General features: G+C 72.8%; 17 protein-coding genes. 10 read left to right on the top strand and 7 right to left on the bottom strand.

The features are described 5' to 3' along the window. Positions 1 to 13 precede the first annotated feature (13 nt). Positions 14 to 2,620, bottom strand: a complete 2,607-nt coding sequence (locus OG736_RS39775; protein ID WP_327186762.1) for a SpoIIE family protein phosphatase — start codon at positions 2,618 to 2,620, stop codon at positions 14 to 16. Between the two features lie 122 nt (positions 2,621 to 2,742). On the opposite strand from OG736_RS39775, the gene OG736_RS39780 reads away from it, so the two are divergent. Beyond that, the gene (locus OG736_RS39780) at positions 2,743 to 3,588 is read left to right on the top strand and encodes a DUF72 domain-containing protein (protein ID WP_327186763.1); all 846 of its coding nucleotides are present in this window, start codon (positions 2,743 to 2,745) and stop codon (positions 3,586 to 3,588) included. A 322-nt stretch (positions 3,589 to 3,910) separates the two neighbouring features. Here OG736_RS39780 and OG736_RS39785 read toward each other — a convergent pair whose 3' ends face one another. Beyond that, positions 3,911 to 4,573, bottom strand: a complete 663-nt coding sequence (locus OG736_RS39785; protein WP_327186764.1) for a lipoprotein — start codon at positions 4,571 to 4,573, stop codon at positions 3,911 to 3,913. Between the two features lie 210 nt (positions 4,574 to 4,783). On the opposite strand from OG736_RS39785, the gene rpmG reads away from it, so the two are divergent. From rpmG to OG736_RS39800, 3 genes are all read left to right on the top strand, one after another. Further along, positions 4,784 to 4,948 carry a 50S ribosomal protein L33 gene (gene rpmG / locus OG736_RS39790; protein WP_327186765.1) on the top strand — a complete coding sequence of 55 codons (165 nt, stop codon included), beginning with the start codon at positions 4,784 to 4,786 and terminating at the stop codon, positions 4,946 to 4,948. A gap of 155 nt (positions 4,949 to 5,103) precedes the next feature. Further along, a complete protein-coding gene (locus OG736_RS39795) occupies positions 5,104 to 5,640 on the top strand; it encodes a cysteine hydrolase family protein (RefSeq protein ID WP_327186766.1) in 537 nt (178 codons plus the stop codon). A 232-nt stretch (positions 5,641 to 5,872) separates the two neighbouring features. Then, positions 5,873 to 7,330 (top strand): alkaline phosphatase family protein, encoded by a 1,458-nt coding sequence (locus OG736_RS39800; RefSeq protein WP_327186767.1) that lies wholly within the window; start codon positions 5,873 to 5,875, stop codon positions 7,328 to 7,330. Here the strand turns inward: OG736_RS39800 and OG736_RS39805 are convergent. Further along, positions 7,321 to 7,740, bottom strand: a complete 420-nt coding sequence (locus OG736_RS39805) for a cupin domain-containing protein (protein WP_327186768.1) — start codon at positions 7,738 to 7,740, stop codon at positions 7,321 to 7,323. The genes OG736_RS39800 and OG736_RS39805 overlap by 10 nt on opposite strands. 351 nt (positions 7,741 to 8,091) lie before the next feature. Here OG736_RS39805 and OG736_RS39810 point away from each other — a divergent pair, with 351 nt between their 5' ends. From OG736_RS39810 to OG736_RS39830, 5 genes are all read left to right on the top strand, one after another. Continuing rightward, positions 8,092 to 8,922, top strand: coding sequence for a hypothetical protein (locus OG736_RS39810; protein ID WP_442817127.1), 831 nt, complete (start codon positions 8,092 to 8,094; stop codon positions 8,920 to 8,922). 196 nt (positions 8,923 to 9,118) lie between these two features. Next, on the top strand, positions 9,119 to 11,128 hold the full coding sequence (locus OG736_RS39815) for a DUF1996 domain-containing protein (RefSeq protein ID WP_327187838.1): 2,010 nt from the start codon (positions 9,119 to 9,121) through the stop codon (positions 11,126 to 11,128). Positions 11,129 to 11,345: 217 nt separating this feature from the next. Further along, positions 11,346 to 13,088 carry a tetratricopeptide repeat protein gene (locus tag OG736_RS39820; RefSeq protein WP_327186769.1) on the top strand — a complete coding sequence of 581 codons (1,743 nt, stop codon included), beginning with the start codon at positions 11,346 to 11,348 and terminating at the stop codon, positions 13,086 to 13,088. A gap of 59 nt (positions 13,089 to 13,147) precedes the next feature. Continuing rightward, complete coding sequence (locus tag OG736_RS39825; protein ID WP_327186770.1) at positions 13,148 to 14,539, top strand: diacylglycerol/lipid kinase family protein; 1,392 nt, start codon at positions 13,148 to 13,150, stop codon at positions 14,537 to 14,539. Beyond that, on the top strand, positions 14,532 to 15,104 hold the full coding sequence (locus OG736_RS39830) for a phosphatase PAP2 family protein (protein ID WP_327186771.1): 573 nt from the start codon (positions 14,532 to 14,534) through the stop codon (positions 15,102 to 15,104). Before OG736_RS39825 ends, OG736_RS39830 begins: the two co-directional genes overlap by 8 nt. Positions 15,105 to 15,128: 24 nt before the next feature. Here the strand turns inward: OG736_RS39830 and OG736_RS39835 are convergent, their stop codons facing one another. The 4 genes from OG736_RS39835 to OG736_RS39850 all read right to left on the bottom strand — a co-directional run bounded on the left by OG736_RS39835 (position 15,129) and on the right by OG736_RS39850 (position 19,779). Further along, positions 15,129 to 15,806 (bottom strand): class I SAM-dependent methyltransferase, encoded by a 678-nt coding sequence (locus tag OG736_RS39835; RefSeq protein ID WP_442817128.1) that lies wholly within the window; start codon positions 15,804 to 15,806, stop codon positions 15,129 to 15,131. A 335-nt stretch (positions 15,807 to 16,141) separates the two neighbouring features. Then, entirely contained in the window at positions 16,142 to 17,335 is a 1,194-nt protein-coding gene (locus tag OG736_RS39840; RefSeq protein ID WP_327186773.1) for a cytochrome P450, read from the bottom strand. A 182-nt stretch (positions 17,336 to 17,517) separates the two neighbouring features. Further along, positions 17,518 to 19,191 carry a C40 family peptidase gene (locus OG736_RS47360; RefSeq protein ID WP_442817129.1) on the bottom strand — a complete coding sequence of 558 codons (1,674 nt, stop codon included), beginning with the start codon at positions 19,189 to 19,191 and terminating at the stop codon, positions 17,518 to 17,520. A gap of 240 nt (positions 19,192 to 19,431) precedes the next feature. Further along, entirely contained in the window at positions 19,432 to 19,779 is a 348-nt protein-coding gene (locus tag OG736_RS39850; protein ID WP_327186774.1) for a helix-turn-helix transcriptional regulator, read from the bottom strand. A 125-nt stretch (positions 19,780 to 19,904) separates the two neighbouring features. Between OG736_RS39850 and OG736_RS39855 the strand changes: the two genes are divergently transcribed. Beyond that, positions 19,905 to 20,696: an anti-sigma factor antagonist gene (locus OG736_RS39855; RefSeq protein ID WP_327186775.1), complete on the top strand. Its 792-nt coding sequence runs from the start codon at positions 19,905 to 19,907 to the stop codon at positions 20,694 to 20,696. The last annotated feature ends 1 nt before the right edge of the window (position 20,697 follow it).

Raw genomic sequence — 20,697 nt, forward strand, 5'->3', positions numbered from 1 at the left:
TCGTCACGCACGGTCACGGACCGTGTCCCGCACGCTTGCCGTGAGTGACTTCGGCCGCCCGCCGGGTGGCCAGCAGCAGCGCGATGTCGTCCGCCCGGTCAGCGGCCTGCCGGGCCGTCGCGGTGAGCAGGTCGGCGACGTCCGCGAGGGAACGGCCGGAACGAGCCTCGGCCGTGGGCCCGGCGGTGTCGGTCTCGGCCGGACGGTGCCCGGCCCCCGCCCCGGCCAGCGCCCGGCGCAGATCCGTGATGCCGTCGTCGATGTCATGGCCGGGCCGCTCGACCAGCCCGTCCGTGTAGAGGGCGAGGATCGCGCCCGGCTCCAGCCGCAGCTCCGTCACCGGGTAGTGGGCGCGCGGGTCCACCCCGAGCACCACGCCGCCGGGCAGTTCCACGACCTCGGTTCGGCCGTCGGGGTGGCGCAGCAGCGGCGGCAGGTGCCCGGCGCGGACCGCCCGGGCCAGACCGGTGGCCGGGTCGAGCCGGACGTAGCAGCAGCTGGCGAACTGGCCGGGGTCCAGGTCGATGAGGAGGTGGTTCGTGCCGCCCATGACCTCCTCGGGCGGCCGGTCGCCCAGTGCGAACGCCCGCACCGCGCTGCGCAGCTGTCCCATGGTGGCCGCCGCCTGCACGCCGTGCCCCTGCACGTCCCCGATGACCAGGGCCAGCCCGTCCCCGGCCTCCACCACGTCGTACCAGTCGCCGCCCACGTCCATGCCCTCGGTGCCGGGCAGATAGCGTCCCGCGGTCTCCACGCGCGCGTGCTGCGACAGCCGCCGGGGGAGGAGGGCCTGCTGGAGCCCTCGGGCGAGGGCGGCCTCGGTGTCGTAGCGCTGCGCCTTCTCCATCGCGTGGGCGATCAGCCCGGCGAGCGCGGTCAGCACCGTGCGCTCCTCGGAGCTGAAGCTGCGTGAGCGGTCGAAGCCGAGGATGCACGAGCCGACCGGGCGGCCCGAGGCGATCAGCGGGAGGAAGGCGCGCGCGCCCTCCGACGCGTCGAGGTCGATGCCCGGATAGGCGTCCGCCAGCTGCTGCATCGAGTCGAAGAAGAGCGGCCGGCCCGTCGTGAGGGTCTCCACACCGGGCAGTCGGGCGTCGAGGCCCACCCCTTCGAAGGGAGCCAGGAAGCCTTCGGGGAACCCGGACTCCCACGCCAGGTACAGATGCCGCTCCTGGAGCAGGTAGATGGCCAGCCGACGGCCGCCGAACGCGGGCAGCAGCTCCTGCATCACCACCGCCGACACCTGGCGGGCGGTCACGGCCTCCGTCAGCGCGATGGCCAGGACGATGGGCCGGTAGATCGGGGCGGTCGAGGCGGCGGTACCGGACGCCGGGGCGTCCGTCTCCGGGCGCTCGGGGGCCGCGTCGTTCGGCACGCGGTTCGCCGGGACCGCCTTGCAGGTGACGAGATCCGCGCCCGGGTACAGGGACACGCGCAGCCAGTCGCCCTCGTACGGCCGGGGGACGGAGGAGGGGTCGGTGGTGACGGGAAGCCGCACATGGAAGTGCGCGGGCTCCGGCGACAACAGGGCGCCGCGCAGATGCTCCTCGCACGTGGGCTGGTTCAGCCACGGCACGGCCTCCCACAGCGACCGGCCGACCAGCCGGCCCCGCGGCACGCCGAGGAGGTGCCCGGCCCGCGCGTTGGCGTAGACGACGAGCCCCAGCCGGTCGAGACAGAACACCCCCTCCGGGAGGAGATCGGCGGCTCCGTCGGCGAGGGCGCCCGGGCCCGGATCGAGAAGGACGCCGGCGATGGGGCGGGGCAGCGCGGAAGACGCGGCGGGGGCATCACCCGGTCGGGTCGCCACGCCCGTCGCGTCCCACAGTTCGAGGAGCCGCAGCCCGCCCTCGGTGGTGCGCACCTGGAGCGGCAGCGGTGGCGGCCGGCCCCGGGCCGTCCGGTGCAGCAGGCCCGGCAGCCGGTGGGCGTCCGTCGGGTCGACGGCCAGGGCCAGGGCGTCCAGGGTGCCCGGGAACTCGTCCGGGGGCAGACCGAGCAGGACGCGCGCCTGCTCGTCGAGGGTGACGACGTCGGTCGCCGGGTCCCACGAGAACCGCCCGACGCGGCCCGGGGCCGGTCCGGCGGCCGGCGGCCGCACGCACAGCGGCTCCTCGTCCCAGGTGACGTCCCCGCCGTCCGCCCCCAACCGCAGCAGGGCCGCTCCGAGGTCGTCCGCCACCGCCGTCAGCCGCTCCCGCTCCGCCTGCACCTCCGCCGCGCCGGCCGACGCCGGGCGCAGCACGGCCAGCACCCCGAAGGACCGGCCGTCCGCGACGATGGGCACGTAGAGCGAACCGAACTGGAAGGGCAGGCCCGCCGCGAGCTGCGCGTAGCGGCGCATCATCTCGGTGGCGTTGGCCAGCACCACCGGCACACCCGTCCGGTAGACGTCGGCCACCGGGAACGGCCGGTCCATGTGCACCCGCCACCAGGGGCGGAACAGCGGACCGGGCAGCCCCGCGAGGACCGCGAGGCGCAGCAGCGGGGACGTGGCCGAGCACAGGTACACGCCACCGGTGCGGCCGTCCGTCGCCCGCAGCGCGTCCGCCACGGCCCCGGTCAGCAGCGCGGGCGGTGGCCCGGACGGCTTCCGCTCGTTTCCGGCGCTCCCAGTCATTCGGCCCTACCTCGTCCGTGCGCCGCCGCTTGGGCGACACAGCAAGAATGCGCCACACCTGGCCGGATGTGCATCTGCGCGACCTCGGGGAGAACGGTTCCGGGCGGGGTAACCGGCACGCCATGAGCGAGATTCTGGTGGGCGCCTGCTCCTGGACGGACCGGGCACTGGTCTCCAGCGGCTGGTATCCGGCCGGGCGGCGCGACGCGGAGGGACGGTTGCGCCACTACGCCGAACGCTTCCCGGTCGTCGAGGTCGACGCGACCTACTACGCGCTGCCCGGCGAGCGCAACGGCCGGCTGTGGGCGGAGCGCACCCCCGACGGCTTCGTGTTCGACGTGAAGGCCTTCTCCCTGCTGACCGGGCATCCCACCCGGTCGGCCGTGCTGCCGCCGGGTCTGCCCGCCGACGTCCGTGGCCCGAAGGCCCTGGACGAGGTGTGGCGGAGGTTCACGGACGGGATCCGGCCGTTGCGTGACGCGGGGCGGCTGGGCGCCGTCCTCTTCCAGTTCCCTCCGTGGTTCCGTCCCGGCGCACGGGCCCAGGCGTTCCTCGCCCAGTGCGCCGAGCGCACCGCCGGGTGGCCGGTCTGCGTCGAGTTCCGGCACCCGGACTGGTGGCGGGGCGAGCGGGAGCACACGACGGCCGGTCTGCTGCGCTCGTACGGCTTCGCCACCGTCGCCGTCGACATGGAGCAGTCCCTGCCGTCCGCCGTGCCTCCCGTCACGCCCGTCACCTGCGGGCGGCTGGCGGTCGTCCGCCTGCACGGCCGCAGCCCGGCCTGGGGCAGCGGCAGCAAGGAGGACCGCTTCCGGCACGAGTACACCGACGGCGAGCTCCGCGAGTGGGTGCCGAGGGTGCACGCGCTGGCCCGGCGGGCGGAGCGGGTGCACGTGCTGTTCAACACCTGCTGCGGCGACTCCGCGGTCCGCGCCGCCGAGCGCATGCGGGCGCTGCTCGCCCCCTGACCCCCGGCTCCGGCCGACCGGCTTCCACGGCCTCTCCGCCGGCGGGCCGCTCACCGGGGCGCGCGGGCATGGCGTCCGCGCGCCCCGGCTGCGGTTCGGCCGGGCCCGGCCTGGTCGACGGGGCGTGATGGGCTCTGCCTCGGCACGCCTCTCACCGGGGCGCGCGGGCATGGCGTCCGCGCCCGCCTCGGCTGCGGTTCGGCCGGGCCCGGCCTGGTCGACGGGGCGTGATGGGCTCTGCCTCTGCCCGCCGCTCACCGGGGCGCGCGGGCATGGCGGCCGCGCCCGCCTCGGGGTGTGGTCCGGGTCGGGCGCGGGGCGGTCAGCCGGCGGTGGTGTGGAGGGTGCTCTTGGCCAGTTCGTACGCCGGGAGCATCGCTTCGTGTTCCGCGGTGTCCATGCCGCCCAGATGCAGGACGACGGGGCCCTCGGGCGTGGTCACGGCGAGCGCGTGCTCCTTCTTCGTCTCCTCGAGGAGTTCGCTCGTCGTGACGTACTCGACCTCGGTGCCGGTGATGTCGCCCGCCTTCACCGTGCTGTACCGCGCCCCGCTCGCCCCCTGCTCGGCGGCCACGAAGTCCTCCAGCACGGCACGCGCGTCGGTGTCGCCCGGCTCACCCGTCCACACCCGCAGGAAGCCGATCTTCCCCGCGGGCTTGGCGTCGACCTCGCAGGCCATGGTGACCGGGCCCTGGCGCAGGAAGGCGTCGGCGAGGTCGGCCAGGTCACCGGTGGAGCCGGTCGTCTCCTCGGCGTCGACGGCCTCGGCCTTCCAGAACTCGGCGATGTCGAAGGTGACGGGAAGTTCGCAGGCGGACCCGGAGGCCCCGATGGACCCGCCGCGCTGCGCGACCTTCGCGGTCGTCTTCGCCGACGCCCCCGACGCCCCCGACGCGCCGCCCGGTGCGGCCTCCTCGGCCGCGCATCCCGCCATCAGCCCCGTCAGCAGGGCCGCCAGCGTCAGCCCCTGCCCCACGTTCCCCATGGTCCCCGCCCCAAAGCGCACCGCTGTGTCTCCTCTCGGCGCCGGCGCGATACCGGCGGAGCACTGTAACCGAGGGGGTCATGGCCCCGGCCACCGAGATTCGCCGCGGGGCGGTTGCGACCGGGGAATGTCCCGGCCCCACCCCCTGTTGTAGCGCGTGACTGACATGCACCGATCAGCAGGTGCGAGTCAGTGTGAGAGGAGCTCCCCATGGCCCGTAGTACGGCGCGCCCCGTCATCACCCTCAGGTCCACGGCCGGTACCGGTGTCACCTACGTGACGCGCAAGAACCGTCGCAACGACGCCGACCGGCTGGTCCTGCGCAAGTACGACTCCGTCGTCGGACGGCACGTCTCCTTCCGGGAGGCGCGATGAGGTCGGCGCCGGTCCGGCAGGGCTGAACGGCGCCGACCCGAGACGGCAGAGCGGCCGGGGCCCCGGAAAGGGGCCCCGGCCGCTCTCTCGCGCGGACGTCGCGCGGACGAGTGACGTGCCGTCATATTCACGCTCTGCTGGGAATCCATAGAGGCATGAGCAAGACCGCGCTGATCGTCATCGACATGATCAACACCTACGACCACCCGGACGCCGACCTGCTCCTGCCGTCGGCCCGCAAGGTGGTCCCGGTGGCCGCCGGTCTCCTCGACCGGGCCCGCCGCGCCGGCGAACCCGTCGTCTACGTCAACGACAACTTCGGCCAGTGGCGCTCCCACCACGGTGAACTCCTCGACGAGGCGCTCTCCGGCCCGCACGCCGGACTCGTCGAGCCGCTGGTGCCCGACGCGGAGTCGCTCTTCGTCGTCAAGGCGCGGCACTCGATCTTCTTCGAGACCCCGCTGTCCTACCTGCTCCAGCAGGAGGGCATCGACCACCTCGTCCTGTGCGGACAGGTCGCCGAGCAGTGCGTCCTGTACTCGGCCCTCGACGCCCACATCCGCCACTTCGACGTGACCGTCCCCCGGGACGCCGTCGCCCACATCCACGCCGATCTCGCGGACGCGGCGCTGGTGATGATGGAGCGCAACATGGGGGCGCGCGTACGTGACAGCGGTGAGCTGTGGACCTGAACGACCCTGCGCGGCACACGGTCTGACGGGCAGTCCGTCCGGCGCGCCGCAGCCGCGATGTCCGGGGTCCGGCCCTGGCGGAGGCGGAGAGCGAGCGGGCGCCCGTCTCGCGCTGGGGGCACGGACCGCCGCCTTTCTCTGGTCCCCGCGTTCCCTGCATCCTCCGCTTCCCCGGTTTCCTCCGCTTCTGCGGCTTCTCCGCTTCCTCCGCTCAGCAAGGGGCACACCACACATGGCCGAGTTGACCCGTCGCAGACTCCTGGGCTCGACCGCGGGCGTACTGGGCGCCGCCGCTGCGCTCTCCCTCCTCCCGCCGAGCGTGCAGAAGGCCGTCGCGGCCGGACCCGCCCGCCGTGGCTCACTCGCCGACGTCGAACACGTCGTCCTGCTGATGCAGGAGAACCGCTCCTTCGACCACTACTTCGGCACCCTGTCCGGCGTGCGCGGCTTCGCCGACCCCGATGCGCTCACCCTCGACACCGGACGCTCCGTCTTCTACCAGCCCGACGCCGAGAACCCCGCGGGCTACCTGCTGCCCTTCCACCTCGACACCCGCATCTCCAGCGCCCAGGCCATCCCGTCCACCAGCCACGCCTGGTCGGTGCAGCACGAGGCGTGGAACGGCGGCCGGATGGACCGCTGGATGTCGGCCCACCGCACGGCCGACGGCGCCAACGCCCCGTACGTCATGGGCTACCACACCCGCGAGGACATCCCGTTCCAGTTCGCCCTCGCCGAGACCTTCACCGTCTGCGACCACTACTTCTGCTCGGTCCTCGGCCCGACCTGGCCGAACCGCCTGATGTGGATGACCGGCACCATCGACCCCGACGGCGCCAGGGGCGGGCCGGTCGTCCGCAACTCCGCCCCGACGCCGTTCACCTGGACGACCTACGCGGAACGGCTCCAGGCGGCCGGGGTCGACTGGAAGGTGTACCAGCAGGAGGACGACTACGGCTGCAACCTGCTGGAGCAGTTCGACACGTTCAGGAACGCGCGACCGGGCTCCGAGCTGTACGAGCGGGGCGTCCGACCGCAGCCGGAGGGCACCTTCGAGGACGACGCCCGGGCCGACCGGCTGCCGACCGTGTCCTGGCTGGTGCCGCCCGGGTACCAGTCGGAGCACCCCGACCACCTGCCCGCGGCCGGCGCCGCCTTCGTCGCCTCGAAGCTCGAGGCCATCGCGGACAACCCCGAGGTCTGGCGCAAGACCGCGTTCATCCTCAACTACGACGAGAACGACGGCCTGTTCGACCATGTGCCCCCGCCGACCCCGCCCGTGGGCACGTCCGGCGAGTTCGTCGGCGGGCTGCCGATCGGGGGTGGATTCCGGGTCCCCGCCATCGTCGTCTCGCCCTGGACCGTGGGCGGCTGGGTGGCCTCGGAGCCCTTCGACCACACCTCGACCCTGCGGTTCCTGGAGAGACTCACGGGGGTCATGGAGCCCAACATCAGCGATTGGCGGCGCAGCGCCTTCGGGGACCTCACCTCCGCCTTCCGCTTCGCGTCCACGAGCCCGCTCGCGCCGGCGCTGCCCGACGACACGGCGGAGCAACTGCTGAAGGCGAAGGAGGAGGTCGCCACCCTGCCCAGGCCCACCCTGCCGGGCGCCGAGCAGTCGTTCCCGGTCCAGGAGACGGGCCCCCGGCCGCAGCTCGACCCGGACGAGTCCGCCCCGCGTCAGTGGTAGACGACCCGGTCGGGCGGGTCTGCGCGCGTAGACAGCGGGCTGTCCTGCGGAAGGAAGAAGAGGGCGCAGATGCGCAGCGGTTCCGGCTCCCGGTTCTCCGCCATGTGCACGCCCTGCGGACCCACCGGTTCGACGATGCATCCGCCGGTGGGCGTCACGCACTCGGATCCGTCCGCCAGGGTCCGGGTCAGGACGCCCGCCGTCACCACGGCGACGACCCGGCCCTCGTGGTAGTGCCAGGGCAGCGAGTGGCCCGGTGGGATCTCGTAGTCGGCGACCACGACCCTGGTGTTCTCCGGTGCGGCCAGGGCGAGCCGTTCGGTGAGCAGACCGTCGGCGAGCAGGGTCGGTGCGGGTTCGGTGGTGGGTTCGGCGGTGGGGCGGGCCTCGACGGGCGACGATCGGTTCACGTGGCGGTCGTCCGGGGCGGGCGGGGGCCGGGGCCGCCGGGGCCGGTCGGGCCCGCTGTGCGACGTAACCCGGCCGGGGTCATGTTCCGCTGGTCAGTGCGTTCCACAGCAGTGACATTAACCCACTTGAGTCACGGAGAAGTGACCGGGTGTCATCGAGCGCACCGGCGCCCGCCGCCCCACGTGCCTTACTCGGACCTCCCCCGGATCTTCCCGGCCGCACCCCCGACCGAAGCCCGGTTGAAATGTGAGGTGGACGGCTTCTGCGGGAGTGATCCTCGCGGGCCTCCCTTGCGTCCTTCAGGGCGTGAATCGTATGAGACATCATGCGACGAGTGTTTGGGGGAGACCTTGAGCATCCTGCGTCCGGACGTGGAGCGGCCTCGCGAAAGCCGTGTCGGGGACGAGCCGCGCGCCGGCCGTTCCGAGGGTGGGCCGCGCGCCGGCCGTCCGGGAGGCGGGCCGCTCGGTGGTGCGCTCGCCCGTATCGCGGGCTTCGTGGGCCGGACGCTGCGGGGCGAGTGGTACGGCATCGTCGTCGACCCCCTGCGGCAGTTGCGCCGTCGCGGACCCGCCGCCCTGCTGCTGGCGTTCGTCGCCTGCGCGGGCGTGATCTTCTTCCACGCCATCGCCCAGCACCCCACGGGCGGGACGGCGGTGCGGATCCTGGGTGGGGTCCAGGGCGACCTGCCGCTGTGGCTCGCCCTGCTGCGCACGCCGGTCTCCCTGTACGTCCCGGCCCTCGATCTGCCGGTGTGGGCCGGCATCACCCAGTTGTTCCTCGCCTTCGCCCTGGCCGAACTCGCCCTCGGCCGCCGCAGGACCCTGCTGATCGCCTACGCGGCCACCCTGGCCGGCACCCTCACCGTGCGGGTCATGATGGCGATGGGGCCGGGATGGTGGGGCCTCGGACTGCCGCCCGAGGTCGGACAGGTGCTCGACACCGGCCCGTCCGCGGCGGTCGTCGGACTGTTCACCTATCTCTCGGTCGTCCGCCACGCGCCCGTCGTGTTCCTCCTCACGGGCGGCTCGATGGTGCTCGAGTCGATCGCCAAGCCCAACCTCGCCGGCCGTGAACACCTCATCGCGGTGGCCGCCGCCGTCGTCCTCGGCCTGTTGCACGAGCGGGGCCGCCACCGACGGCAGGCCGCCACGAACGCGCAGGACACGGCGTCCGCCTGAGATCTTGCTATGAATTCGTGGTGCGGTTGAACGCTCCTGTGTCCGTCTGCGTATAGGGCCGGGGGATCTCATGCCCAAGGCCGCCGACGACGACGTGTAGGAGCACTCCTTGGTACAGAACAGGCGCAGACGCCAGACGGGCGGGCGACGAGCGACTTATGCGGCGCTGGCGCTCATCATCGGCGGCGGTGGACTGATGGGGGTGAACGTCTACGCATCGGCCACCGAAGACGGTTCCGACGGCTCGGGACAGGGCGGCAACAGCGCCGTCACCATCGACTGCCCGGACGTCGGCAGCAAGCTGACCGACGTCCCGGAGCAGGCCTCGCCCGAGGTCGCCCGCGAACTCGCCCTGCTGGACGAGCAGATCGCCGAGGCCTACCGCAGGCTCCAGGAGTCGGCGGAATCGGTGCGGCAGGACGCGGAGTTCGCCGACAACGCGGTCATGAACCCGTTGAAGGAGAAGCGCGGCGCGACGATCCAGCGCATCGCGGACTCCATCGACCGGGCCGGTGACCGCCCCGAGGGCCTGGAGGACCTCGCCGCCTGCACCCTGCGCGCCAACGACGACCAGGCCGACGAAGGCGCCGACGGCAACGGCGACGAGAACCAGAACGGCGACCAGGCGGGCGACGACCAGAACGGCGACGGCGACCAGAACGGCGGCGGAGACCAGCAGGGCGACGGTCAGCAGGGCAACGGCGGTCAGGCCGGAAACGGCCCCGTCGCCGCGGACTACGCCGACATCAACGCCGTCCAGCCGACGCAGCAGACCCCGGATCCCAGCTCCGGCCCCTCCCGCGGCACCTTCGCCACCAGCTGCGGAGTGAACGCGAACGGCGTGTTCAACTCCGACAACGTGATCGTCGCCCCGGGCGTCACCAACGGCGCCCACCACTTCCACGACTACGTCGGCAATCAGTCCAACGACGCCTTCGCCTCCGACGACGACCTGGCGAACGCCGACACGAGCTGTGTCGACCAGGGCGACAAGTCCACCTACTACTGGCCCGTGCTGCGCCTTCAGAACGGCAACCAGGAGCAGGACGCGCAGAAGCCCGGCGGTGGCATCGAGGGCAACGCCGGCGAGATCGTCACGCCCAAGGAGGTCACCCTGACCTTCGTCGGCAACCCGCGTGAGAAGGTCACCGCCATGCCCCGCCTGCTCCGGGTCATCACCGGCGACGCCAAGGCCTTCGTCAACGGCACGGCCAACGCCAACGCGTCCTGGAGCTGCACCGGCTTCGAGGACCGGCAGCTGAAGGACAAGTACCCGATCTGCCCGTCCGGCAGCGACGTGGTGCGCACCTTCCGTTTCCAGAGCTGCTGGGACGGCAGCAACATCGACAGCGCCAACCACCGCACCCACGTGGCCTTCGCCGCCGCCGACGGCACCTGCCCGAACGGCTTCAAGGCCGTTCCGCAGCTGGTTCAGCGCATCGTGTACGACGTCGACGCGCCGAGCCTCCAGGACGGTGGAAAGACGACTCCGTTGTTCGCGGTGGACTCCTTCCCGGAGCAGCTGCACAAGCCGGTGACCGACCACGGTGACTTCATCAACGTCTTCGACGAGGACCTGATGGGCGAGATGGTCGACTGCATCAACGACGGCCGCACCTGCGGCGCCGGCAACGGTGGCGACAACGGCGGCGGCGACAACGGCGGCGGCAACGGTGGCGCCGACAACGGTGGCGGCAACGGCGGCGGCGACAACGGTGGCGGCGCCGACAACGGCGGTTCCGGCGACGACGGAAACGCCGGGAACGGCGGCGGAAACGCCGGGAACGGCAACGGTTCCGGCGAGGGCACGCAGGAGCCGTCGCAGGCTCCCGAGGAGCCCGCGACCACCGAACCCGCCGACACCGAGCCCGACGCGGGCGACAACGGTGCCGGTGGCGCCTCCGCGACCGCCGACCCCCGCGTCTACACGAAGCCGTCGGCCAAGGCGGACACCTCGGCGCCCGCCGCCGGCTCGGGCGGCGAGATCGGCTCCCCGGCGACCGCCGCCCCCGCGGCCACGCCCGAGCAGTCGCAGACCCCGGCCGGCACGGGCGCCGACACCACCGTCCCGGGCGGAACCGAACCCCAGGCGGTGCAGGGCGGTCTCGCCGAGACCGGCGCCAATCTCTGGCCCGCGGCCGCGGGAGGGCTGCTGGTGATCGCCGGCTTCGGCGTTCTGTTCCGGAACGCACGCCGTAAGTACTGAGACGCCGTAAGCACTGAGACCCGGCACTGAGATGCAGCACTGAGACTCAGCACTGGGATTCAGCCACTCCACCGAGGGCCCGTCGGACCGCCGACGGGCCCTCGGTGCTACCCGTCGGTCCCCGCGCCCCCGTACGGGTGCTCCCGCACACGAGCCATCGCCGCCGCGCCGGACCGCACGGTATACGTCGTTCGAAGCGCGCGACGACGGGAGACGCATGGAGCACACGACGTCCGGGGACTACTACGACCTCGGCACCCACGGCCGGTCCGTGACGACCTCGTCCGCCGAGGCCCAACTGTGGTTCGACCGTGGACTGGTCTGGTCGTACGCCTTTCACCACGAGGAAGCCGTCGCCTGTTTTGAGGCCGCGGTCCGTGCCGACCCCGACTGCGCCATGGCCCACTGGGGCATCGCCTACGCGCTCGGCCCCAACTACAACAAGCCGTGGGAGTTCTTCGACGACCAGGACCTCGCCCAGACCGTCGCCCGTACACACGAAGCCGTCGAACTCGCCCACCGGAAGGCCGAGGCCGCCACACCCGTCGAGCGGGCCCTGATCGGCGCGCTGCGCGCCCGCTACCCGCAGACCCGCCCCGCCGAGGACTGCTCGGTGTGGAACGAGCCCTACGCCGACGCCATGCGAGCCGTCCACGAACTGGCCCCCGACGACCTCGACGTCGCCGCCCTCTACGCCGACGCCCTGATGAACCTCACCCCCTGGCAGCTGTGGGACCTGCGCACGGGCCGGCCCGCCGAGGGCGCGCGCACACCGGAGGCGAAGGCGGTGCTCGACCGCGCGCTGGCCGACGGGGCCGCGGCCGAACATCCGGGAGTCCTGCACCTCTACATCCACCTCATGGAGATGTCACCCACTCCCGAGGCCGCCCTCCAGGTCGCCGACCGGCTGCGCGGTCTGGTCCCCGACGCCGGTCACCTCCAGCACATGCCCTCGCACCTCGACGTGCTGTGCGGCGACTACCGGCGTGTCGTCACGGACAACACCGCCGCGATCACCGCCGACGAGAAGTACCGCACGCGCTCCGGCGCGATGAACTTCTACACGCTGTACCGCTCGCACAACTACCACTTCAAGATCTACGGCGCGATGTTCCTCGGCCGGTACCGGACCGCGCTGGAGACCGCGGAACGTCTGGAGGCCTCCATCCCGGAGGAACTGCTGCGCGTGCAGAGCCCGCCCATGGCCGACTGGCTCGAGGCGTTCCGCGGCATGCGGTTCCATGTGCTGATCCGGTTCGGCCGCTGGCAGGACGTCCTCGACGTGCCGCCCCCGGCCGACCCGGTCCTGCACAGCGTGACCACCGCGATGCGCCACTACGCCCGCGGTGTCGCGTTCTCCGCCACCGGCCGGGTCCCCGAGGCCGAGGCCGAGCGCCTCCTGTTCCGCTCGGCGGCCGACCGGGTGCCCGAGACCCGGATGCTGTTCAACAACACCTGCCGGGACATCCTCGCGATCGCGTCCGCCATGCTCGACGGCGAACTGGAGTACCGCAAGGGCAACCACGACCTCGCCTTCGCCGCCCTGGAGCGGTCCGTCGAACTGGACGACCGCCTCCCCTACGACGAGCCCTGGGGCTGGATGCAGCCCACCCGGCACGCGTACGGTGCCCTGCTGCTCGAGCAGGGGCGGATCGAGGAGGCCGAGGCGGTCTACCGCGCCGACCTCGGACTGGACGACACACTGCCCCGCCCGTCCCAGCACCCCGGCAACGTGTGGTCCCTGCACGGCTACCACGAGTGCCTGGTCCGGCTGGGCAAGGAGGCCGAGGCGCGGATCGTGGCCCAGCAGCTGAAGTTCGCCACCGCCCTGGCCGACGTACCCGTCCGGGCGTCCTGCTTCTGCCGTCTCGTCACCGACGCGGGCACGGGCACGGCCACGGGCACAGACACCGGCACCGGGACCTCGGTCACATCCGGGTGCTGCGCCATGGACAATTGATCGAGATCGTCGGCGCGGTCGACGAACAAGAGGGGGCCTCGGAGCATGGCGGGCGCACGATGAACGAGACACGTGGGAAGAAATGGTCGCTGCCGCACATCGGCCCGGCGCAGCGGGACGCGGTCGCCCGCGCGCGGGGCTGGGCGCGGCTCGCCCTGGTGCTGGTCGCCGCCTGTGTCGCGGTGGTGATGGCAGGCGCGGGATCCGGCGGCTGGCTGGTCCTGTTCATCGGGTTCGTCCTCCTCGCGCTGGCGGGGGCGGGCGTGTGGTGGATGCTGGCGCACCGGGGCGGCGCCCGGCTGCTCGGCGGGCTGGTGGCCGTCACCGCGCCGGTGGGCGTCGTGGTGCTGTACGCCCTGTCCGGTCTGTGGCCGGTGGCGGTGGGCGCGCTCGCGCTGTGGGCGGGGGCCCTGGGCTCGGCGCGGGCCTCGCTGCGCAGTGTGCGCCGTCCCAAGGGCATGCACGGCCGGAGGACCCCGCCGCCGCGCCGGCCGGTCCTGATCATGAACGTGCGCTCGGGCGGCGGCAAGGTCGTCAAGCACAGCCTCGTCGAGCGTGCCGAGGCGCTCGGTGCCCGGGTGGTCGTGCTCGGCGCCGACGACACCTACACCGATCCGGAGGCGGAGGCCCGGCAGGCCGTCGCCGAGGGCGCGGACCTGCTCGGTGTCGCGGGCGGTGACGGCACCCAGGCACTGGTCGCGGCCGTCGCCGCCGAACACGACGTGCCCTTCCTGGTGATCGCCGCCGGCACCCGCAACCACTTCGCCATGGACCTCGGCCTCGACCGCACCGACCCCACACGCAGCCTCGACGCCCTCACCAACGGCGTCGAACTCCGCGTGGACCTCGGCGACGTCGGTGGGCGGCCCTTCGTCAACACCGTCTCCTTCGGGGCGTACGCGGAGATAGTGCAGAGCCCCGACTACCGCGACGCCAAGGCCGCCACCGCACTCGACCATCTGCCCGACCTGCTCCAGGGCGAGGCCGGTCCGACCCTGGACGTCCAGACGGACGACACCCATGTGCACGCGCCGCAGGCCCTGCTGGTCAGCAACAACGCCTACGCCCGCGCCGACCCGCTCGGCGGCGGACGCCGGCCCCGGCTGGACGCCGGACTGCTCGGGGTGATCGGCGTCCGGGTGGAGGGCGCGGCCCAGGCCGCCGAACTCGCGCTGCTCGGCGAGCGCGCGGGCAGCATCACCTCGGTGACGTCCCGGCGCGTCGTCGTCGAGGCGGACCGCGAGCGCATCGCGGTGGCCGTCGACGGCGAGGCGCTCGAACTGGCCACCCCCGTCGTGTGCACGGTACGGCCCTCCGTGCTGCGGGTCCGGGTGCCCCGGCACCGCCCCGGCGCGGCCTACGCGCCCCCCACGGTCGACTGGCGGCGCATCGTCCGCCTAGCGCTCGGCCATACCGACTCCCGTACGATCAAGGAGGCCTACGATGTCTGACCGCCTGCCGAAGCTCCCGAGCTCGCATCTGGTCCGTGACCTCGCGACCATGGACCAGGCCCTGTACGAGACGGTCACCGTGACCAGAACACCCACCCTGGACAGCGCGCTGCGCCGGCTGTCCGCGGCCGCCGACCACTCCAAGCTGTCCTTCGGGGTCGCCGCCGGGCTCGCCCTGTGCGGCCGCCGCCCGCGCCGTGCCGCCGTGCTCGGGGTCGCGGCGATCGGGGTCGCCTCGGCCACCGCCAACCTGCTCGGCAAGAAGCTCGTACGCAGGCCGCGACCGCACCGCGCCGAGGACTCGCCGTTCCCGGGGCGGCACGTGCCGATGCCGCAGTCGGCGTCCTTCCCGTCGGGGCACACCGCCTCGGCCGTCGCCTTCGCGGCCGCGGTCGGCCCGACCCTGCCGGTCTCCGCGGTGCCGTTGGGCCTGCTCGCCTGCGCGGTGGGCTACTCGCGGGTCCACACCGGGGTGCACTACCCGGGCGACGTCGTGGCCGGAGCGCTGCTGGGCACCGGCTCGGCGGCGCTGGTCCTGGCGCTCACCGCCCGTAAGGACGCCTGAGACAGCCGGGAGGCCCGAGCGGGCCTACTCCCTGCCGCAGTGGAGGAAGAGGTGGGGTTCCGGCACGGCCTCGGGATGGTCGGGGGTGAACAGCACGTTCTCCTCGGCCAGCACGGTCAGGCCGGCCCCGGTGACCACGTCGACGAGAGCCTCGCCGGCGAAGCTGGTCACCCGCACGGGCTGCCCCATGAACACGGCGTCGACACCCGCCACGTCCAGCGGCACGGTGGCGAGCGCGAGACTGCCTCCCGGCCGGAGCGCCCGGGCCAGCCGCCCGATCAGCTCGGACTGCTGCGCCCGGTCCAGCTGAAGCAGCGAGAAGTACACGCAGACCGCGTCCAACGAGCTTTCTTCCAGAGGCAGTTCACGTGCGTCGAGGCAGCGGAACTCCGCCTCGGGCACCTGTCGGGCGGCCAGCTCCACCATGACGGGGGAGACGTCGACGCCGAGCACGTGGTGGCCCGCCCGGGCGAGGGTCTCGGCCGTCGGCCGCCCCGTCCCGCTGCCGACGTCCAGCACCCGACCGCCCGGGGCGAGCCGCCCCAGCAGCCACTCCAGGGATCTGCGGTGCGCCTCCGAGTGCGCGAACGCCTTCTCGTACACGGGCCCCAGCGCGTCGAACACCCGCGCCGCACGCTGCCCGCCGTCCTCGCCGACCAAGCCGGTTCCCTTCGTGGTGGTGTGTGAGTCCCGCGCCGCCATGGTGCACCGGTCAGGAGCTCGCGTTCCGGGAAACGGCCGGAATCGTATTTTCCACTACCGTAAGTAACATGATCCAATCCTCTTGACGCGGGCCCTACTGGTGAGTAGCCAAGCCCCCGGGTAACCGTCGCTTCGTTCGGAGGACCCCCATGCCCTCGCTTGAGGACGCTCTGCAAGAGTCCCGTACCGCCTATGAGGAGCACGTACGCACCTGCCGTCAGTGCCATTTCGACATGTCGCCCTGCGCCGTCTCGAAACACCTCCTGCGCGCCTACAACAACGCCAGGCGGGCTCAGGCGCGCCCGAACTCAGCGATGCGCTGAGGGCGGAGCGGCTCACTTCGCCGACCTCGGCACGGTCACCGTGAGTTCCCGGATCTCATAGCCGCCGATCTGGTCCTTGAACGACACCCGCGGCCGGCCGGTCATCCGCAGACCGTCCAGCGCGAAGAGCCGGCTGAGCAGGACGTCCGCCTCCAGGACGGCGACTGCGGCGCCCGGACAGCGGTGGGCGCCGTCGCCGAAGGCGAGCCCCGCGGGCCCCGGCCCCAGGTCCCGCAGTCGGCCGGGCCGCAGCAGGTCCGGGTCGCGGCCCACGACGTCCGGGTCCGCGTTGGCCTCGTCGACGAAGACGGTGAGCAGCTCACCGGCGCCGATCGACGCCTCACCGACCCGCATCGGCGCGGTGGCCCGGCGGGCCAGGCGCCCCACGGCCGGCTCGAGCCGAAGGATCTCCCGGAGCAGATCCAGCCGCCCCGGCTCCTCGGCCGCGCGGTACCGGCCGAGCAGCTCCGGGTCGTCGAACAGGTGCCAGGCGGCGACGCAGATGAACTCACGGGTGGTGACCATGCCCGCCGCCGCGTACGTCAGGCACTCACCGAGGATCTCCGCGCCCGAGCAGCCCTCGGCCAGCAGATGGGAGATCAGGTCGTCCCGCTCCTGCTTGCGGTGCGCGCGGATCGCCGGGCGGACGTCGGCGAGATGGATGCGCAGCCAGTTCGTGTTCTGGCGCACCAGCCAGTGGAGACCCCGGAGGCTGGTCAGCCCCGGCTGCCCGAACTCCTCGGGGAAGAAGCGCTCCAGCCTGGACTTCAGTCCCGGTCGGCTGTGGGTGAGCCCGATGATGTCGCTCACCACCTCGATCGCCATGGTGAAGCTCAGGTCGGACAGCTGCGCCGTACCGGCGGCCCGGAGCGCCGCCGTCTGCTCCTCGGCGACCCGCGTCATCAGCTCGCGGTAGTGCTCGTCCACGCGCCGTGGGGTGAAGAACCGGGCGGTCTGCCGGCGCTGTTCGCGGTGTCCGGGACCGTCCTGGTACAGCACGGGACGGCGGACGCGCGCCGGCAGCTTCTCCACGGTCTCGACACCGAGTCCGGCCTGCACCGTGTCCGTGGCGCGCAGCACCTCACGGGCGGCCGCGTATCCACGGACCTCCCATGTGCCGTCCGCGCCGCGGCGCACCGGACAGCCCGGCCGGCCGGGCTCGTGCTCGCGCTCGACCTTGCGCACACTCTCCCGCGCGTCCCCCATCGGGCCCCCCATTCGCCGCACCGGACGCCAGTGTCGCCGCGACGGCCTTCCCCGCGATGCCCTATTACCGGCCACGCACGCACCGGCGGACAGCGCCGACGGACAGCCGACAGGCAGACGCGCACCGACAGGCAGGCGCCGGCGGGCGCACACCCCTCTCGCCCGGCAGGGCCGGCCGGACCTCAGGCGGGTCGGACGGCGCCGCGCAGGGCACCCTCCCCGAACGGCAGGATCGCCTCCTCGCGGATGAACCTGCCCGGACCCGGCGCGTGGATCATCATGCCGTTGCCCGTGCACAGGCCGGTGTGGCTGAGGTCGTCGAAGAAGAAGACGAGGTCGCCGGGGCGGAGTTCGGCCAGGCTGATCCGGGTGAAGGCCTTCGCCTGGTCGATGGCGGAGCGCGGCAGCGTCACCCCGGCGGCCCGCCACGCGGCCTGCGTGAGGCTGGAGCAGTCGTAGGACTCCGGTCCCGTCGCCCCCCACAGGCACGGTCGGCCGATCTGTCCGCGGGCGAAGGCGAGAGCCTTGTCCGCCTTCCCCAGGTATGCCGTCCCGGTGGTGCTGACCGTGACATCGCTGGGGGCGACGGCCGGGGGGATGGCCTCGGGGAGCGGGGCGGCGGGGGCCGCGAGACCGGCCGAGGCCGGATAACCGGCACCGGCGGTCAGTACGTCCGCCGCGGGGGTCTGGTAGCTCGGCATGGGTGCGGAGGGTGCGAGATCGGCCGCCGGGTAGCCGGACGCCGGTACGGCGAGCGGAAGTTCCGACGTCGCGTAGCCCGACGGCGGTGTGGTGAAGCCGAGTTCGGACGTCGGGTAGCCGGGCGCGGGTGCGACCGGGGCGGCAACACCGGAACTCGCGAAGCCGGACTCCGGTGCGGGCAGGTCGAGTTCGGACACCGGATAGCCGAACGGCGGTGTCGTGAAGCCGATGTCCGAGGCCAGGTAGTCCGGCGTGGGTGCGGGCACGGGGAAGGCTGCTTCGGGTGTCATGAAGCCCGACGCCGGTGCGGCGAAGCCGAGTTCACCGGTCGGGAGAAGCCCGTCCGCGCCGGTCGGTGACGCCGTGCCGGGAGCGGCGCCGGGCGGCCGCCCCGCCCACGCGGCGGTGATCTCCGCGCGGAACGCCTGCTGTTCCGCGGTGTCCCAGGGCTGCTGCACCGGCTGCGCCTCGGACGGCTGCGTCCCGATCGTGGGCAGGACGGACGTCGCCGGGGAAGACGTGGCCGGCGCGGGCGCGGGCAGGGCCGGCACGGGCTGGGCGAGAGCTCGCGCCAGCACCTCCCGGGCGGTGGCGAGCTTCCGCCCGATCTGCTCCTTGGTGTTCTTGAGCGAGGCCTGCCGGTCCGTGGGAGCGGAGGCGGGGGAGCCGGCCTGGGCGGGGACGGCGGGCAGCAGGGCCCTGGGCTCCTGGCGCGGCTCGGGTGCCGCGGGGAGGGCGGCGACGGCGCGCGCGGTCAGTTCCGGGACGCGCCGGGGTGCCGCTTCCAACTCCCTCACGACGGAGCTGTCGGCGGGCCGCTCCGGGGCGCTCGCAGGGCGCGCGGCCCGGGCCGGAGGGGCGGGACGGCGGTCGGCCGGCAGTACGGCGGGCGTCACCGGGCCGACCCTGCCGCGGGCCACGTCGAACCACTGCTTGGCCACCGCTTCGAGCGACGGATCTGTGGACCCGCGCCCGCTGTTGGCGACGGACGTGACCCTCCCGCGGGTCCTGCTCGACTGGGCGCGCGTGATGTTGTAGCTGCCCGTGTCGCTCTCGGCCCGGTCGTAGAGCGAGCTGACCCGCTCCTGGATCTCCGCCCGACTCGGCTCGTCGATGTTGCTGCCTGGGGAGCGCGGGCTGCGATCCGTCGCCATGGAAGACGTACTCCTTCCGTCCTCCGCCTGCCGTTCGGCGGCGGAATCCGGGCGACCCTTGTTGCCAGGTGCCCCCAAGCCCCCTGCCCTGACGGGCAGTCGTACGGCCTGGGCGTCAACTTAACCAACTTGTGTGGCTGGCGTGAAGATTGAAGCGCCAAATGTCCGATACGTATTCGTGACCTTCGTCTCTCGTGGCCGCCAGGAGGTTTGCTCGCTGTACGGACCGTCGCGGTCCGGTCACGAACGGGGGTCGGCCGCCTCGGCCTCCGGGAGCCGGACGCGGCCCGCGTCGTCCTGGGCCAGCAGGGAGAGCAGGGCCGCAACGCTCAGCCCCGCCTCGGCGGGGTGGCGCAGCACCTTGCCGGGCTCGACCCGGTAGGTGTTGCCCCGCCCTTCCCTCGTGTGGGACAGATAGCCGTCCTGCTCCAGGTCCGCGATGATTTTCTGGACCGCCCGTTCGGTGAGCCGGCAGTGCGCGGCGAGATCCCGGATGCGGGCGCTGTGGTTGTCGGCGATGGCCGCCAACACGCGGGCGTGGTTGGTGAGGAACGTCCATCCGTTGTGTGACTCGGGCACTCCGTCCATGGAGCGATTGTACGGCTGAGCATTCACGTATTCAAAGGCCGGAACTTTATTTCGTGTATCTGTTGACGTGTGACGGGCGGCGGGTGAATCTGGAGGTGACCAGTGGACTGACCGGGGAGGCGGTCATGTCGGAACCAGCTCGTGGTGCGAACACCGGAGGCGAAGACGCCTGCGTCGGCGCGGAGGCGAACGGTGCGCGTCCCGTTCGCCGGGGCCCCGCGCTCCGTATCGGTGTCCGTCCCGACGGCGACCGTGTCGTCGTGGCGGTACGGGGCGAACTCGACCTCGACTCGGCCGAGCAGCTGGCACACACCCTGCGTGCGGCGCTCGGCGCCGCGGTGGGCGGGGTGGATCTGGAACTCGGCGGCGTCGAGTTCTGTGACTGCTCCGCACTCAACGTGCTGATCGGCCTGCACGAGCAGGGCCTGAAGCAGGGGAAGACGGTCGCCCTGCGAACGGTCGGCCCCGCGGTCGAACGACTGCTGACCCTCACGGGCACCCGGATGCTGTTCGACGCCCCCGGGCCTCATGCCTCCGGCCCCCATGTCCCCGGTTCCGCCGACGGGGCCCGCGAGGGGGCGGCGGACCGTGGTGACGCGCAGGCCGCGGCCCCGGACGACAGCGCTTTGGACGGCACCCTGGAGGACCTGCGCATCGAGGTCGTCCAGCTGCGGCGCGCCATGCAGACACGTCCGGTGATCGACCTGGCCCGCGGCATCCTCATGGCGTCCTTCGGACTGGGCGTCGAGGAGGCCTGGCGGGTTCTGGTCCTGGCCTCCCAGAACACCAACACCAAGCTGTACCACCTCGCCCGCGACCTGGTCGCCGCCGTACTGGGTGAACCGCCCGCGGACGCCGTGCAGGAGCAGGTGGCCGCGGCGGTGGCCAGGGTCAGGTCGGAAGCCGCCTCGGCCTGAC

The organism is Streptomyces sp. NBC_01334, assembly GCF_035983595.1.
GTDB classification, from domain to species: Bacteria; Actinomycetota; Actinomycetes; order Streptomycetales; family Streptomycetaceae; genus Streptomyces; species Streptomyces coriariae.

Coding starts and splice junctions, on each gene's coding strand:
- OG736_RS39775 (WP_327186762.1), bottom strand. CDS start 2,620: ATGACTGGGAGCGCCGGAAACGAGCGGAAGCCGTCCGGGCCACCGCCC.
- OG736_RS39780 (WP_327186763.1), top strand. CDS start 2,743: ATGAGCGAGATTCTGGTGGGCGCCTGCTCCTGGACGGACCGGGCACTG.
- OG736_RS39785 (WP_327186764.1), bottom strand. CDS start 4,573: ATGGGGAACGTGGGGCAGGGGCTGACGCTGGCGGCCCTGCTGACGGGG.
- rpmG (WP_327186765.1), top strand. CDS start 4,784: ATGGCCCGTAGTACGGCGCGCCCCGTCATCACCCTCAGGTCCACGGCC.
- OG736_RS39795 (WP_327186766.1), top strand. CDS start 5,104: ATGAGCAAGACCGCGCTGATCGTCATCGACATGATCAACACCTACGAC.
- OG736_RS39800 (WP_327186767.1), top strand. CDS start 5,873: ATGGCCGAGTTGACCCGTCGCAGACTCCTGGGCTCGACCGCGGGCGTA.
- OG736_RS39815 (WP_327187838.1), top strand. CDS start 9,119: ATGGGGGTGAACGTCTACGCATCGGCCACCGAAGACGGTTCCGACGGC.
- OG736_RS39820 (WP_327186769.1), top strand. CDS start 11,346: ATGGAGCACACGACGTCCGGGGACTACTACGACCTCGGCACCCACGGC.
- OG736_RS39825 (WP_327186770.1), top strand. CDS start 13,148: ATGAACGAGACACGTGGGAAGAAATGGTCGCTGCCGCACATCGGCCCG.
- OG736_RS39830 (WP_327186771.1), top strand. CDS start 14,532: ATGTCTGACCGCCTGCCGAAGCTCCCGAGCTCGCATCTGGTCCGTGAC.
- OG736_RS39835 (WP_442817128.1), bottom strand. CDS start 15,806: ATGGCGGCGCGGGACTCACACACCACCACGAAGGGAACCGGCTTGGTC.
- OG736_RS39840 (WP_327186773.1), bottom strand. CDS start 17,335: ATGGGGGACGCGCGGGAGAGTGTGCGCAAGGTCGAGCGCGAGCACGAG.
- OG736_RS47360 (WP_442817129.1), bottom strand. CDS start 19,191: ATGGCGACGGATCGCAGCCCGCGCTCCCCAGGCAGCAACATCGACGAG.
- OG736_RS39850 (WP_327186774.1), bottom strand. CDS start 19,779: ATGGACGGAGTGCCCGAGTCACACAACGGATGGACGTTCCTCACCAAC.
- OG736_RS39855 (WP_327186775.1), top strand. CDS start 19,905: ATGTCGGAACCAGCTCGTGGTGCGAACACCGGAGGCGAAGACGCCTGC.